The organism is Neptuniibacter sp. 2_MG-2023, assembly GCF_030547495.1.
Classification (GTDB): domain Bacteria; phylum Pseudomonadota; class Gammaproteobacteria; order Pseudomonadales; family Balneatricaceae; genus Neptuniibacter.
This window is the reverse complement of the sequence record NZ_JAUOQC010000001.1, coordinates 440,579-454,669: the sequence shown is the minus strand read 5'-3', so window position 1 is coordinate 454,669 and position 14,091 is coordinate 440,579. Positions and strand designations below refer to the sequence as shown.

Genomic DNA, 14,091 nt, shown 5'->3' with positions numbered 1-14,091 from the left:
TGATGAGTCAATATATGATGTTTTGGGTCGGTACCTTATGAGCTGCGATTTTATATCCTTGGCCTGCCCAGGTGTTCAGAATCTTGTACCTTATCAACCAGGTAAGCCAGCTGAAGAGCTTGAACGTGAGCTGGGTTTGACTGATGTTATTAAGCTGGCCAGTAATGAAAATCCGATGGGGCCCTCACCGCGAGTACTTGATGCGATTAAGCAACGCCTATCAGATATTTCTCTCTACCCTGATGGCGGGGGTTATAGGTTAAAACAAGCACTTTCTGATAAATTCTCTGTCCCAGTAGAAAAGCTGACTTTAGGTAATGGTTCTAATGACGTTATCGAGCTAATTGGTCGTGCTTACCTTAATGTAGGCGATGAAGTTATCTATTCTGAATTTAGTTTTGTTGCTTATTCTATTGTAGCGCAAGCCGTTGGAGCGACTGCGGTCATAACGCCAGCTAAAGATTGGGGTCATGATCTAGACGCTATGCTGGCAGCTATTAGTGATCGAACGCGGATGATTTTTATTGCGAATCCTAATAACCCTACAGGGACATGGGTGACGCGTGCGCAGTTGAGCGTATTTTTAGATCAAGTGCCAGAACATGTTTTAGTTGTACTGGATGAAGCTTATACAGAATATGTTGATCAAGCTGAGTTCCCTAATGGCTTATTGTTAATTGATACTTATCCAAATTTAATTGTAACCCGTACCTTCTCTAAAGCTTATGGTTTAGCGGGATTACGTGTGGGCTTTGCGGTTTCTAACGGCTCGGTCGCTAATGTTTTAAGTCGAGTTCGCCAACCTTTTAATGTAAATAGTTTGGCGCTGGCTGCGGCCGAAGCTGCTTTAATGGATGATGCTTATATCGAACAAGGTGTGGCTCTAAATAAACAGGGTATGGCCTTGTATGAAAAAGAATTAACAGCCATGGGGCTTAGTTATATTCCCTCTGTAGGCAATTTTATCACTGTGGATTTTACGGTTGATGCTCAGCCTATCTATCAGGCTATGTTAGCGGAGGGTGTCATCGTTAGGCCGATTGCCAGTTATGCCATGCCTCAGCATCTACGTATCAGTATAGGTTTGCAGGAAGAAAATGAGCGCTGTTTAAATGTGCTAAATCGAGTAATGAACCCTTGAGTATAAGTATTAATAAAACCTTAGTGATCGGTTTAGGTTTGATCGGCGGATCTTTAGCAAAAGCGCTGAAAGCAAACCGTCAATGTGGCCAGGTAATTGGTTACGATCGTGACGATGCTGAAGTAAAAATAGGCATAGAGACCGGCGTAATTGATGTGGCAGCGGAAAGTTTAGCTGATGCAGCATCGCAAGCTGATTTAATTGTATTGGCCGTCCCAGTTAAAGCGATGGAAAAAGTGCTGGTGGATATAGCACCTTTTATCGCAGAAGATACATTAATAACGGATGTAGGTAGCACTAAAGGGAATGTGGTTGCTGCTGCAAAACGAGTATTCACGAAAATGCCAGCAGGCTTTGTGCCTGGACATCCGATCGCAGGGTCTGAGAAAAGCGGCGTGAAAGCAGCCGATGAAACGCTTTTTATCAATCACAAAGTTATTCTTACACCTTTAGCAGAATCTTCATCTAAGGCTGTTACCCTGCTGACTCAAATGTGGGAATCCACAGGAGCTGAGGTGTTGGTGATGGATGTTGATAAACATGATGAAGTGTTAGCGGCAACAAGTCATCTTCCGCATATGTTAGCGTTTTCATTAGTGGACACGTTGGCGCAAGAACAAGATAACAATACAGATATATTTCGTTACGCCGCGGGCGGGTTTCGCGATTTTACCCGTATAGCGGGTAGCGACCCAACTATGTGGCACGATATCTGTTTGGCAAATAAACATGCTTTGCTTGCTCAGTTAGACCGGTATACGGTGGGTTTAGCAAAGTTGAGGGCTGCAATAGAGTGCGGTGACAGTGAATCAATGCTGGGCACCTTTACTCGAGCAAAAGCAGCGAGAGAACATTTTTCTAAAATCCTTTCGGGTACAGCATATTCACAGCATATGAGTAATCTACAAGTAACCTTTCGCGCCCAGCCTGGCGGTAGCGTAAATGGAAAAATTAGAGTTCCAGGTGACAAGTCCATCTCCCACCGATCTATTATGTTGGGTTCTTTAGCTGATGGTGTAACGAAAGTCAGTGGTTTCTTAGAGGGTGAGGATAGTCTTGCGACCCTTCAAGCCTTCCGCGACATGGGGGTTGTTATTGAAGGCCCTGATGAAGGTAATGTAACCATTTACGGGGTCGGGATTAATGGCCTACAGGCACCTCCAGGGCCTTTGTATGTAGGTAACTCCGGTACCTCTATGCGATTGTTGTCCGGCCTGTTAGCTGCCCAAGCCTTTGATACGGAACTTAGCGGTGATGAATCATTGACTAAGCGTCCTATGGGACGTGTGGCTGATCCTCTGCGTTTAATGGGGGCTGAGATTGAAACGGCAGAAAATGGCCGTCCACCGCTTAAAATTAAAGGCGGTAAAGCACTCAAAGGTATTCATTATGATATGCCAATGGCGAGTGCTCAGGTTAAGTCTTGTCTGTTGTTGGCGGGTATCTATGCTGAAGGTGAAACTTCAGTTACTGAGCCTGCGCCTACGCGCGATCATACTGAGCGTATGTTGACTGGTTTCGGTTATTCCGTCGAGCAGGGCGGTGCAACGGTTAAAGTTAAACCCGGCGGGCATTTACAAGCCACTCATATTGACGTGCCTGCGGATATCTCTTCAGCCACCTTCTTCTTAGTTGCTGCGGCGATCTGTCCGGATTCGGATCTGACTATAGCGCATGTAGGTATCAACCCAACTCGTATCGGTATCATTAATATATTACGTTTGATGGGCGCTGATTTAACATTGTTGAATGAACGAGAAGTGGGCGGAGAGCCTGTCGCTGATATTAGGGTACGTTACGCACCTCTTAAGGGGATTCATGTGCCTGAAGATCAAGTTCCACTGGCAATTGATGAGTTTCCAGCGATCTTTATTGCTGCGGCTTGTGCGGAAGGTACAACGACAGTGACCGGTGCAGAAGAGCTTAGAGTGAAAGAGAGCGATCGTATTCAGGCCATGGTTGATGGTTTGAAAACCTTAGGTGCTGATATTGAAGGCACGCCTGATGGTGCCATTATTCAGGGTAGCAGCCTATCCGGTGGTGTGGTTGAAAGTCATGACGATCATCGTATAGCTATGGCCTTTGCTGTGGCATCACTTAGAGCAACCGGTGAGATAAGGATTAATGATTGCGCCAATGTAGCGACTTCATTCCCAGGGTTTGTGGAGTTAGCGCAATCTGTGGGAATTAAGGTTGAAAAGGAGGAGGGGTGATGTCTCATCGACAAGTCCCTGTCATTACCGTTGATGGTCCAAGCGGATCAGGTAAAGGAACTATCTGCCAGCTATTGGCGCGAGAATTAGGTTGGGAGCTGCTGGATAGTGGTGCTCTTTACCGTTTGGTTGGTTTAGCGGCTCGTCATCATGGCGTTGAGGTTGATAATGAAGAGGCGTTAGTTGTATTAGCTGCGCATCTAGATGTTCAATTTATCGCACGAGATGATAATAGTGTGCAGATTGTTTTAGAGGGTGAAGAGGTTACTGATGCGATTCGTACTGAAGTGGTAGGTAAAGACGCTTCTATAGTCGCAGCAATACCAGCAGTACGTGATGCTTTATTGGAGCGTCAACGTGCTTTTGCTGAATTACCAGGCTTGATTGCTGATGGTCGAGATATGGGGACGGTTGTTTTCCCTGATGCTGCTTTGAAAATATATCTGGATGCCAGTGCTGAAGAGCGCGCGTCACGCCGGTATAACCAGTTGATAAACAAAGGGCTCGATGCTAGTCTTCAAGCTATATTAGAGGATATTCAAGCACGAGATGATCGTGATATGAATCGTGCTGTTGCTCCTCTTAAGCCTGCGGCAGATGCTGTAATTCTGGATACGACGACAATGTCGATCGAGGAAGTGCTGGCCGCTGTAATGGATGATGCGAGGCATAAAGGGCTTCGCTAACGATCGAATGCGGGATGAAATAGATATGAGCGAGAGCTTTGCTGAGCTATTTGAAGAGAGTCTTCAAGAGTTAGAAATGGCGCCTGGGGCTATAGTCACAGGTACAGTAATTGCTATTGAGGATGACTTTGTCATTGTCAACGCAGGGCTCAAATCTGAAGGCGTCATCCCGCGTAATCAGTTTTTGGATGACAGTGGCAAGCTGAGTGTTGAGATAGGGTCTGAAGTCAAAGTCGCATTAGAGTCGATGGAAGATGGATTTGGCGCTACTCAGCTTTCGCGTGAAAAAGCGAAACGCGCTGAAATCTGGCTTGAGCTTGAAAAGTCTTTCGAAAATGATGAGATCGTCCGTGGCCGTATTACAGGCAAAGTTCGGGGTGGTTTCACTGTAGATGTCAACACGATCCATGCTTTTCTGCCCGGTTCGTTGGTGGATGTTCGTCCTGTAAGAGATACCACTCATCTTGAATCCCAAGAATTAGAATTTAAGCTTGTTAAGCTTGATGTAAAGCGCAACAACATAGTTGTGTCTCGCCGTGCTGTACTGGAAGCGGCGTACAATATCGAACGGGATCAGCTGCTTGCCAACATGGAAGAGGGGCAAGTGATCAAAGGTATTGTTAAAAATATTACTGACTATGGTGCCTTTATTGATTTAGGCGGAATCGACGGTCTGTTACATATTACCGATATCGCTTGGAAGCGGGTTAGACATCCAAGTGAAACATTAACGGTTGGCCAAGAGCTTGATGTTAAAGTGCTTCGCTTTGATAAAGAGAAAAGCCGTGTATCCCTTGGTTTAAAACAGCTGACAGACGATCCGTGGACACAATTGATTTCCAATTATACGGTTGGAACTCAAGTAAAAGCGCGCGTTACCAATCTGACCGATTACGGTTGTTTTGCTGAAATTGAAAATGGTATCGAAGGGCTTATTCACGTTTCCGAGATGGATTGGACAAATAAAAATGTTCATCCATCAAAAATGGTTCAGGTTGGAGACGAAGTCGATGTGATGTTATTAGACATCGATAAAGAGAAGCGCCGTATATCACTGGGCATGAAGCAGTGTAAGAAGAACCCTTGGTTAGCCTTCTCTGAAACTTACGCTAAAGGTGATCGTCTTAGCGGAAAAATCCGTTCTATTACAGATTTTGGTATATTTATCGGCCTTGATGGTGGTATTGATGGTCTTGTCCATCTTTCTGACATTACTTGGGACGAAAACGATAAAGATGCAGTTAAGAGATACAAGAAAGGGGATGAGGTTGAGGCCGTGGTGCTTTCGGTCGATTCAGAAAGAGAGCGGATTGCCTTGGGGATTAAACAGTTAGATTCCGATCCTTTTAGAGATTTTACTGCAGATAAAGCAAAAGGCGCCGTTATTAAGGGCAAGGTTTCAGAAATAACAGATAAAGCGTTAATTGTTACTTTAGCTGATGGCATCAATGCCGCAGTGAAAATTGCTGAAGTCTCCCGAGACCGAATTGAAAACCTAAATGATCACTATAAAGTGGGCGATGAGGTTGAAGCATTAATTACTAATATCGATAGTCGAAACCGTGTTATAGCGCTTTCGATTAAGCAGTTAGAAATAAAGCAAGAGAAGAAAGCGCTAGATAACGTTAGTCAGCAAGCTGAAACTCGGATATCTGGTCCGACTACAATTGGTGACTTGATCAAAGCACAGATGAATAAAGTCGACTCAGACCCAGAGTAAATTCCGGTTTACGAGAAGATCAAAAGATCGAGGAACATGATATGACTAAATCTGAACTGATAGAAATCCTTGTGGATCGCCATGATCAATTGTCAGTAAAAGATATTGAGCTGTCTGTAAAAACAATGCTTGATCATATGACAGAGTCTTTGTCTCAGGGTGATCGTATTGAAATAAGAGGCTTTGGAAGTTTTTCACTGCATTACCGTGCGCCAAGAACAGGGCGTAACCCTAAAACGGGTGAATCTGTATCACTGGACGCAAAGTATGTCCCGCACTTTAAGCCAGGTAAGGAGCTTAGAGAGCAAGTAAATGATTCAATTCAAAAATAGTTACTGAGGTTGTTTGACCGTGCGTTTTTTAAAAACCATAGTTTTTGTATTGCTCTGTTTGGCTGTTCTGCTTATTGGGATTATGTTTACTATCCACAATACGGAAAAGGTTGTAATTGATTTGGTCTTTTTCCAGCTGCCAGAAGCCAGCTTGTCGTTGTGGTTAATCGCGACATTTTTGATGGGTGGTTTTATAGGCATAATGTTAAGCGTAATGACTGTTTGGATGTTAAAAACCCGATTAGGTTCCGCTCGCCGTAAGATTGCAACGACTCAGAAAGAGCTAGATCAGCTGAGAGTTTCTAACCTAAAAGATGTCGTTTAATTTAGATACTCTATTTGGCAACTACCTTTTTATAATCCCGTTAGTTGTTGCCATCGCTATTGGTTGGTTTCTTGGTAGAAGAGATCGCCGAAGTAAAGTCTCATGTCCGCAAACCAGCCTAAGTAGCGAATATTTTACTGGGCTGGATTACCTACTGAATGAAAAAGTGGATGAAGCGATTGAGAGCTTTATCCGAGCCCTTGAAATCAATTCAGATACAATTCCTGCGCATCTCTCCCTTGCTAAGTTATTTCGTCGTAAAGGTGATGTGGATCGTGCTATTCAGATCCATCAGAAGCTATTGGCGCGTCCAGATTTAACACGATCAGATTTTATGCGTATTCAGATGGCACTAGCGCGTGATTATTATGCGGTAGGGTTGTTAGATAGGGCTGAAAACTTATTGGAAGAGATCATAAAATCGGGCTCATCTAAAAGTATTCAGCATAAAGCCCTACGTTTATTGATAAAGCTCTATGAGAAAGAGGGCGAATGGGAGCAAGCGCTGAAAGCGGCGCAAAAGCTTGATCCAGAAGAAAGGCGAAGTATTGCTACCGAGTTAGCCCATTATTGCTGTGAATTAGCAGAGCAAGCTATTACAGAGAAAAAACAGACCTTATCGATCAATTACTTAAAACGGGCAGAGCAGTTTGAAGCGGATAATGTTCGGGTCTGTTTTATGCAAGCTCGTGTCGCAATGGCCGCAGGTCAGTGGAAAGTAGCTATCAAGCAACTGAAAGCAATCTCCAAGCTAGATAAACTTTTTGTTTCTGAGGCTATTCCGCTTTTAGGTGAGTGTTACAGCCACGTAAATGGGCAGCGAGAATATACCGAATACTTACGCACCTGTTTAGCTCAAGCCCCTTCTACGACGGCTATTATAGCTTTAGCTGAACAGATACGATCAGATAGGGGTATCTATGCAGCAGGAAGTTTTATAACTGAAGAATTAAAACGTCGCCCTTCTATAAAAGGGTTTAATAGTTTGATCGATCTTCATATAGAATATGGTTCTGAAAGTGCAAGGGATAGTCTAACTGTTCTGCGCGGTTTAACCGGTCAACTGGAACTCTCCAAGCCTGTGTACCGATGTAACAGTTGTGGTTTTTCAGGACGCTCACTGCTGTGGCAGTGTCCATCTTGTAAGAGTTGGGGGACAACCAAGCCGATTCAAGGGCTTGAAGGCGAATAACAAATTTAGAGAATGAATATGTCAGTAGATAAAAAACGCGTGATCGTTGCGTTAGATTACCCCAATCAAGAACAAGCTCTATCCATGGCTAAGCAGCTTGATCCACAGCGTTGTCGCGTTAAAGTGGGTAAAGAGCTGTTTACCCGTTGTGGTCCAAGGATTGTTGAAGCGCTTCAGCAGCAAGGCTTTGATGTGTTTTTAGATCTTAAATTTCATGATATTCCAAACACTACAGCAAAAGCGGTGAGAGCTGCTGCTGAATTGGGCGTATGGATGGTCAATGTACATGCTTCTGGTGGTCGTAAGATGATGGAAGCTGCGCGTAATGAGCTTGAACAGGTGAATGGTACTAACACCCTGTTAATTGCAGTAACTATTTTGACTAGTATGGAACGCTCGGATCTGCAAGAAATTGGATTAGATATAGATCCATTAGAGCAGGTGAAGCGACTAGCCGCTTTAACAGAAAAGAGTGGTTTGCATGGGGTTGTTTGCTCTGCACAAGAAGTGAAGCCATTACGCCAAATTATAAGCTCAGATTTTAAATTAGTGACCCCAGGCATTAGACCCGCGGATGCGGATGTAGGCGATCAAAAGCGTATCATGACGCCCTCAGACGCTATTCAAGCAGGAAGTGATTATCTAGTAATAGGACGGCCTATCACTAAAGCGGAATCCCCTATAGAGTCTTTGGCGCGTATAGATGCGGAATTAACACCGTTGATTTAAGCTGTTAAGCAAGCTATAAATAAGGTCTGACTAAGGATAGTCAGACTAATATCGAACTAAAAAGGATTTTACAATGAAATACTCTATTCTGAAGAGCTCAGTTTTGGGTTCTATTCGTGCGTTTTTTATAGCAGCCATCTGTACTTTCTCTTTTTCAGCTTTTGCTGCCCCCGTTGATATTAATACCGCTTCGGCAGAGCAAATATCTGAGTCGCTGATAGGTGTAGGCCCAGCAAAAGCTCAAGCGATTATTGCTTACCGCACAGCCAATGGACCATTTTTGACAGCGGACCAGCTAAGCGAAGTGAAAGGGATCGGACCGGCGACAGTAGAGAAAAATCGTGCTTCGATTCTGATTTCTAAGCCTGAAAATAAAGCGAAGAAATAGTTTCTGTGCCTGCGAATAAGTTCAGTATGGTGCTGTATACGCTCTATAGTGCATTTGTTCGCAGGCCTTATAGCCAAGCCGCGCCGCGCACACCGCTAGAGTCGCCATATTTAGCTTTCACTATTGGCGTTAAAGCTTTGGTTGGGATTGTACTAGCCGAGAATATATATTTTGTTAGTCGCTGTGGAACTTGTGCATAGATCTCATCGATATTCGAAAGCCCCCCACCGAGCACAATCACTTCGGGATCAAGGATATTTATAATGGAGGCTAAGGCTTTACTTAGCTGCTCTAAATATAGATTGCAGTAGTTTTGGCTCTCTATATCCCCATGCCTTGCTTGTTCCCATATTTGGGTAGTACTGAGTTTTGTATTAGCTGGGAAATGAGATGAAAACCCAGGTCCAGATAGAAAAGTTTCAATGCAATCTTGTTTGCCGCAGTAACAGTGCCGTTCTAAGTAATCAGAGGTGTTTGGCCAAGGAAGAGGGTTGTGTCCCCATTCACCACAGATAGCATTAGGTCCACTAAGTAAGGCTTTGTTAATAACAATACCCGCTCCCACTCCAGTGCCTAAGATAATACCAAAAACACTTTTATAGCCTGCGGCACTGCCATCAATAGCTTCAGAAAGTACAAAGCAATCGGCATCGTTGGCGATATGAATTGGGCGATTCAGTAGTTTTTCTAGATCAACATCCAATCTTTTATCAATAAGACAGGTTGAGTTGGCGTTTTTGATTAGCCCCGTTGTAGGTGAGAGAGTACCAGGTATACCAATACCTATATGTTCAGCTCTTTTTTTACAGGCCTGTTCTGCAGTGTTAACTAACATAGCGATGCTATTTAAGGTCGCGTGGTAATCACCTTGAGGTGTTTGAGTGCGCTGGCGGAATAAGGTTTCCCCCTGTTCGCTAATAGCGATGACCTCTATTTTCGTCCCGCCTAGATCAATCCCAATTTTTATACTCATAACACGCTTTTTATCGGATGCTGTTCATCAGATAGATCTTATAGCACAAAGGCCAGCGTTAATGGTAGAAAGAGCAAACTGCCGATATTGCCTATGAGCACAATGGATGCGACCTGTTCAGGCTCCTGATTGTAGCGTTCGGCGATCATGTAGTTGAGTACCGCCGGAGGGAGCGCGCCAAATACAACTAAATAAGCAAACTGCTCACTGTTAAGTTGCATAAAATATTGGCAGGCTAAGGCTAATAAAATGCCGCTGGCGGGACATAAAATGGCGCTATAAGTCCCTATTTTCCAGTTTTTTAGGTCGACGCTTGTCATGCGAACACCTAATGCAAATAGCATCAGTGGGATCGCAATCTGACCTAACATTTCGATAAAAGTTGCAGCCGCTTGAGGAACAGGTAAATCAAAACCACTCCAGACTAAGCCAAGAATCGTGGCTGCAATCATTGGCATCTTTAGCAAGCTGATTAAGCGAGTTTTGTGATCTAAGATGTAGATGCCCACCGTAAAATGCAGCAGGTTTTCCACTAGGAAAAGGACTACAGCTGCGGAGAGAGCGTCTTCCCCAAACGCAAGTACCATCAGTGGTATACCTAAATTGCCACTATTACTAAACATATTTGGCGGGATAAAGGTTTTGGGGTGAACCCCTAATAACTTACAGAAAGGGAATAGCAAAATGCCGGAGCCGATAACAATGATTGCAGCGCATATGGCGAGGTCTTGGAACTGAACTAAATCAAAGGATTCTGCAGAGAGTACTGAGAAAATTAGCGCTGGTACAAATACATCGATATTGACCTGGTTGGCTGTGGTCATATCAATTTTATAGCGTCGAGCATAGTAAAATCCCACGGTGACAATCGCCACCAGTGGGAAAACGGTTAGAAATATCCGCTCAAGTAAAAGACTTTGTGTATCCACTGTACCGCTTCCTTCTTAAATATCACTAAGCCTTTTGCAGAGCTTTGATGTGCCTTACTCGAAATTTTTACCTGTCGGTACAACCATTACAGGTACTTTAGCGTTACGAATAACTTGCTGGCTGGTATTACTGTGGTGGCCAAAGCGGTTTTCAGCCCCTAAGATAATCATGTCAGCGTTAACGGTCGTAGCTGCTTTGACAATTGCATCAGCTTGATTGCCTTCTGCAACTTTGTGCTCGACATCTAATACAATCGGTTCTTCTAGGCTCTGTAGCTCATCAACAAAGAATTTTTCTACGCGGGCTTTCATGGTTTCATGGATTGCTTCGATCCCTTCATCATGCATTTTCTTAATAACGTCTTCAGTTACATAATGTTGAATCAGAGCGTGGCCCATTTCACCCATAGGCTCAACGACGTGTAGCATAATGATCTTTGCATTGTTGAGGTTTGCTTGTTTAACCGCCTGGCGAAAAATTGGACGAGTGTGTTTGCCTAAAGAGGTCGCGTAAAGAATCGTATCAATTTGTGGGAGTGCCATCTTCTATATCCTCTATTAAAAGCAGATTATAACGGTTGAACCGAGATCTGTGAGTTTTCGGGATTACTATTATCGTTTACCTGTTTTGGTTGGCTGCAGCGATCAAGTAAATAAACAATAGATTTGTAATCAATTCCACTGTGATGGGTTAAGCCAATTTCACAGGTACGGCTAGTTGAATAGCCAGTCGTGCATGTTTTTACTTGGTCTTTTAACGTCCGTAAAGACGAGGCGTTTAATTCTGGTGTACTAAAGCCCTTATCACCAGCAAAGCCACAACAAGTGATCTGATCAGGAATCACTACGTTGCTTGAGCACTTATTAATAATGCGTTTAATCTTGTCAGCTTGTCCCATACGTGTAGCACTACAGGTGATATGCAAAGCAATCTGTTCTGCTGTTGGAGTGACGACTAAGCGATCCAATACAAACTGATCGATAAAGTCGATGCTATCATAGAGCTTGATTTTAGCATCCATATTTTCCTGTAAACGAAGGCTGCAAGGACTTGTGTCAGAATACACAGGAATTCTACCTTGATCAGTACATTCCAATAAAAAGCGTTCGGTCTCATTAGCTTTGTAATCTGCTGCTTCGAACATGCCTTTTGATTGGAAGGGCATACCACAGCATAGATTATCAAGACCTTCAGGGATAATGACTTGGAACCCTGCTTTCCTTAAAAGTTGAAGCGTTTTATCTGCTAGCGGGGTTTGATCTTCTTCACCGCGGGATGGCGCCATAGTACGACTTGCACAGCTCGGTAAATAGACAACCTCAGGACCTGTTTCACTAGCTTTAGGTTGGTATGCCTTCACTTTAGGTGCTGCTTTGGGCATGGAGGGTGTCCACTGCTGAACAAGGCCGCCCGTTATTTTACGTGCGCTATTGGTAATTGCACTCATTGCCTTAGTGCCTATTACGCCGTGCGTTATATCGGCGACTTTAAAAGTGGCACGTGTAGCTGTTGTTAATCCACCGTAGTGTTTAGCTAGCCATTGGGCAAGTTTGGTATGGTTCTCATTCTTACGGCTGCGAATAGAGCGAGTAAGATCGCCTGTATTAATACCAACAGGGCAGGTTGTGGAGCACAAACCGCAAGCTGCACAGGTGTCAGTTCCTTGATATTGATACTCTTTTCTTAATGTTGCTAGCCGTTCAGGATCATCCCCGCTTTTCTCTAAACGAGCAATTTCGCGCCACAGTACTATACGTTGCCGTGGACTTAAGGTTAATGCGCGGGATGGACAGGTAGGTTCACAAAAACCACACTCTATACACTTATCCACAAGTTCATCGGCAGCGGGTAAAGATTTTAAGTTCTCTAAATGAACATGATTGTTTTTATTAAGAATAACGCCAGGGTTTAAGATACTACGAGGATCGAAGAGTTCTTTTAACTCCCACATAAGTCGGTAAGCATCTGCACCCCATTCCATCTCTACATAAGGGGCCATATTACGGCCTGTACCATGCTCAGCTTTAAGGGATCCGTTGTATTTATGTACAACTAGTTTGCACACTTCGTCCATTAACCCGTCATAGCGATCGATCTCATCTTGCGTATCAAAAGACTGAGTGAAAACAAAATGTAAATTACCTTCTAAGGCATGGCCAAAGATCAGTGCTTCGCTATAGTTCCACTTAATAAACAGTTGGTGTAGATCATAGACCGCATCTGCAAGCTGCTCAACGGGGAAGGCCACATCCTCAATAATAACGGTTGTGCCTGTAAGTCTAACGGCACCCACTGCTGGGAATAAGCCTTTACGTATTGCCCAAAACTGCGCATTAACCGCAGGGTCTGTTGAAAACTCAATAGGCTTAGTTGTTTCTAAATTAGAGATTGATTCAGTAATTTCAGTTACTTGCTGCTGAAGTGTGTCAGCATCTGCTGCGCGGGTTTCAACTAAAAGGGCCGCTGCGTCATTAGGAAGCTCTTTGATAAAAGGCGGCATTCCTGCTTTATTTTCTATCGAACGAAGGCCGGCACGATCCATTAGCTCTACAGCTGAAACGGGTGTTTTCTTGAGTATAGCGACAGCTTCGCAAGTAGTACGTACGGTATTGAAGAAGATTAGCGCAGTGGCTTTATTTTCATGCTCATCCACTGTGTTGTAAGTGATGTTTGAGATAAAGCCTAATGTGCCCTCTGAACCTATCATCAGGTGTTGCAATATATCAATGGGATCTTCGTAATCAACCAATGAATTTAAGGCATAACCTGTCGTATTTTTTAAACGATACTTATGCTCAATACGCTCGCGCAACTCATCATTGGTTCGTGTTTGCTGGGCTAAACAATCCAGAGAATCTAGTAGCACATGATGGGAGCGGCGAAAGTTTTTGATGCTGTCTGGGTCAGCAGTATCGAGAACAGAACCATCAGCAAGAACTAAACGCATACTGTTTAGAGTACGATAACTGTTTTGTGCCGTGCCGCAGCACATACCGCTGGCATTGTTCGCCGCGATACCACCTATTTTAGCGGTGTTAATTGAGGCGGGATCGGGACCTATTTTTTTGTTTAGAGGCGCCAAGTATTTATTGGCATTGCCACCAATAACACCCGGTTGAAGTTTGATGGTGCTACCATCATCGCTGATCTCATAGTTATCCCAGCCATCGCCTAGTTGAACTAGTACGGAGTCAGTAATCGCTTGGCCGGATAGGCTTGTTCCAGCTGCGCGGAAGGTGACTGGGGTATTGTGCCGATCTGCTAGTTTTACAATTTTAATGATCTCTTCTTCATTGCTAGCACGCACGACAATCTGCGGAATTAAACGATAGAAACTAGCATCCGTACCATAGGCTAGGGTGCGAAGAGGGTCTGTAATCAGGCGCGTATCGGGGATAAACTCCCGAAGTGCATTATAGAAATCCTGATGGCCCTGTTGCATTGTTCATACCTCACTTACTT

At 44.0% G+C, this 14,091-nt stretch carries 13 protein-coding genes; 9 read left to right on the top strand and 4 right to left on the bottom strand.

What is annotated here, in order from left to right; translation table 11 throughout:
* Window positions 1–37: 37 nt before the first annotated feature.
* The 9 genes from hisC (at window position 38) to Q4486_RS02035 (ending at window position 8,726) form a co-directional block, all read left to right on the top strand.
* The gene (gene hisC, locus Q4486_RS02075) at window positions 38–1,141 is read left to right on the top strand and encodes a histidinol-phosphate transaminase (protein WP_303517978.1); all 1,104 of its coding nucleotides are present in this window, start codon (window positions 38–40) and stop codon (window positions 1,139–1,141) included.
* Window positions 1,138–3,354 (top strand): bifunctional prephenate dehydrogenase/3-phosphoshikimate 1-carboxyvinyltransferase, encoded by a 2,217-nt coding sequence (locus tag Q4486_RS02070; RefSeq protein ID WP_303415870.1) that lies wholly within the window; start codon window positions 1,138–1,140, stop codon window positions 3,352–3,354. Before hisC ends, Q4486_RS02070 begins: the two co-directional genes overlap by 4 nt.
* Window positions 3,354–4,040, top strand: coding sequence for a (d)CMP kinase (gene cmk / locus Q4486_RS02065; protein WP_303415871.1), 687 nt, complete (start codon window positions 3,354–3,356; stop codon window positions 4,038–4,040). Before Q4486_RS02070 ends, cmk begins: the two co-directional genes overlap by 1 nt.
* Window positions 4,041–4,047: 7 nt before the next feature.
* On the top strand, window positions 4,048–5,760 hold the full coding sequence (gene rpsA, locus Q4486_RS02060; RefSeq protein ID WP_303518110.1) for a 30S ribosomal protein S1: 1,713 nt from the start codon (window positions 4,048–4,050) through the stop codon (window positions 5,758–5,760).
* A 41-nt stretch (window positions 5,761–5,801) separates the two neighbouring features.
* Window positions 5,802–6,092 carry an integration host factor subunit beta gene (locus Q4486_RS02055; RefSeq protein WP_067867838.1) on the top strand — a complete coding sequence of 97 codons (291 nt, stop codon included), beginning with the start codon at window positions 5,802–5,804 and terminating at the stop codon, window positions 6,090–6,092.
* Window positions 6,093–6,111: 19 nt separating this feature from the next.
* The gene (locus Q4486_RS02050; protein ID WP_067867792.1) at window positions 6,112–6,417 is read left to right on the top strand and encodes a LapA family protein; all 306 of its coding nucleotides are present in this window, start codon (window positions 6,112–6,114) and stop codon (window positions 6,415–6,417) included.
* Window positions 6,407–7,609: a lipopolysaccharide assembly protein LapB gene (gene lapB / locus Q4486_RS02045; protein ID WP_303517976.1), complete on the top strand. Its 1,203-nt coding sequence runs from the start codon at window positions 6,407–6,409 to the stop codon at window positions 7,607–7,609. Before Q4486_RS02050 ends, lapB begins: the two co-directional genes overlap by 11 nt.
* 18 nt (window positions 7,610–7,627) lie before the next feature.
* On the top strand, window positions 7,628–8,338 hold the full coding sequence (gene pyrF / locus Q4486_RS02040) for an orotidine-5'-phosphate decarboxylase (protein ID WP_303517973.1): 711 nt from the start codon (window positions 7,628–7,630) through the stop codon (window positions 8,336–8,338).
* 73 nt (window positions 8,339–8,411) lie between these two features.
* The gene (locus tag Q4486_RS02035; protein ID WP_303517971.1) at window positions 8,412–8,726 is read left to right on the top strand and encodes a helix-hairpin-helix domain-containing protein; all 315 of its coding nucleotides are present in this window, start codon (window positions 8,412–8,414) and stop codon (window positions 8,724–8,726) included.
* A 67-nt stretch (window positions 8,727–8,793) separates the two neighbouring features.
* Here Q4486_RS02035 and Q4486_RS02030 read toward each other — a convergent pair whose 3' ends face one another.
* The 4 genes from Q4486_RS02030 to Q4486_RS02015 are packed head-to-tail and all read right to left on the bottom strand — an operon-like array spanning window position 8,794 to window position 14,071.
* Window positions 8,794–9,699 carry an ROK family protein gene (locus tag Q4486_RS02030; protein WP_303517969.1) on the bottom strand — a complete coding sequence of 302 codons (906 nt, stop codon included), beginning with the start codon at window positions 9,697–9,699 and terminating at the stop codon, window positions 8,794–8,796.
* Window positions 9,700–9,737: 38 nt separating this feature from the next.
* Window positions 9,738–10,628, bottom strand: a complete 891-nt coding sequence (locus tag Q4486_RS02025) for an AEC family transporter (protein WP_303517967.1) — start codon at window positions 10,626–10,628, stop codon at window positions 9,738–9,740.
* Window positions 10,629–10,682: 54 nt separating this feature from the next.
* A complete protein-coding gene (locus Q4486_RS02020) occupies window positions 10,683–11,171 on the bottom strand; it encodes a universal stress protein (RefSeq protein ID WP_303415878.1) in 489 nt (162 codons plus the stop codon).
* Window positions 11,172–11,197: 26 nt separating this feature from the next.
* Window positions 11,198–14,071 (bottom strand): FAD-binding and (Fe-S)-binding domain-containing protein, encoded by a 2,874-nt coding sequence (locus tag Q4486_RS02015; protein ID WP_303517964.1) that lies wholly within the window; start codon window positions 14,069–14,071, stop codon window positions 11,198–11,200.
* Window positions 14,072–14,091 lie beyond the last annotated feature (20 nt).

Coding starts and splice junctions, on each gene's coding strand:
- hisC (WP_303517978.1), top strand. CDS start 38: ATGAGCTGCGATTTTATATCCTTGGCCTGCCCAGGTGTTCAGAATCTT.
- Q4486_RS02020 (WP_303415878.1), bottom strand. CDS start 11,171: ATGGCACTCCCACAAATTGATACGATTCTTTACGCGACCTCTTTAGGC.
- Q4486_RS02015 (WP_303517964.1), bottom strand. CDS start 14,071: ATGCAACAGGGCCATCAGGATTTCTATAATGCACTTCGGGAGTTTATC.
- pyrF (WP_303517973.1), top strand. CDS start 7,628: ATGTCAGTAGATAAAAAACGCGTGATCGTTGCGTTAGATTACCCCAAT.
- Q4486_RS02035 (WP_303517971.1), top strand. CDS start 8,412: ATGAAATACTCTATTCTGAAGAGCTCAGTTTTGGGTTCTATTCGTGCG.
- cmk (WP_303415871.1), top strand. CDS start 3,354: ATGTCTCATCGACAAGTCCCTGTCATTACCGTTGATGGTCCAAGCGGA.
- Q4486_RS02030 (WP_303517969.1), bottom strand. CDS start 9,699: ATGAGTATAAAAATTGGGATTGATCTAGGCGGGACGAAAATAGAGGTC.
- Q4486_RS02055 (WP_067867838.1), top strand. CDS start 5,802: ATGACTAAATCTGAACTGATAGAAATCCTTGTGGATCGCCATGATCAA.
- rpsA (WP_303518110.1), top strand. CDS start 4,048: ATGCGGGATGAAATAGATATGAGCGAGAGCTTTGCTGAGCTATTTGAA.
- lapB (WP_303517976.1), top strand. CDS start 6,407: ATGTCGTTTAATTTAGATACTCTATTTGGCAACTACCTTTTTATAATC.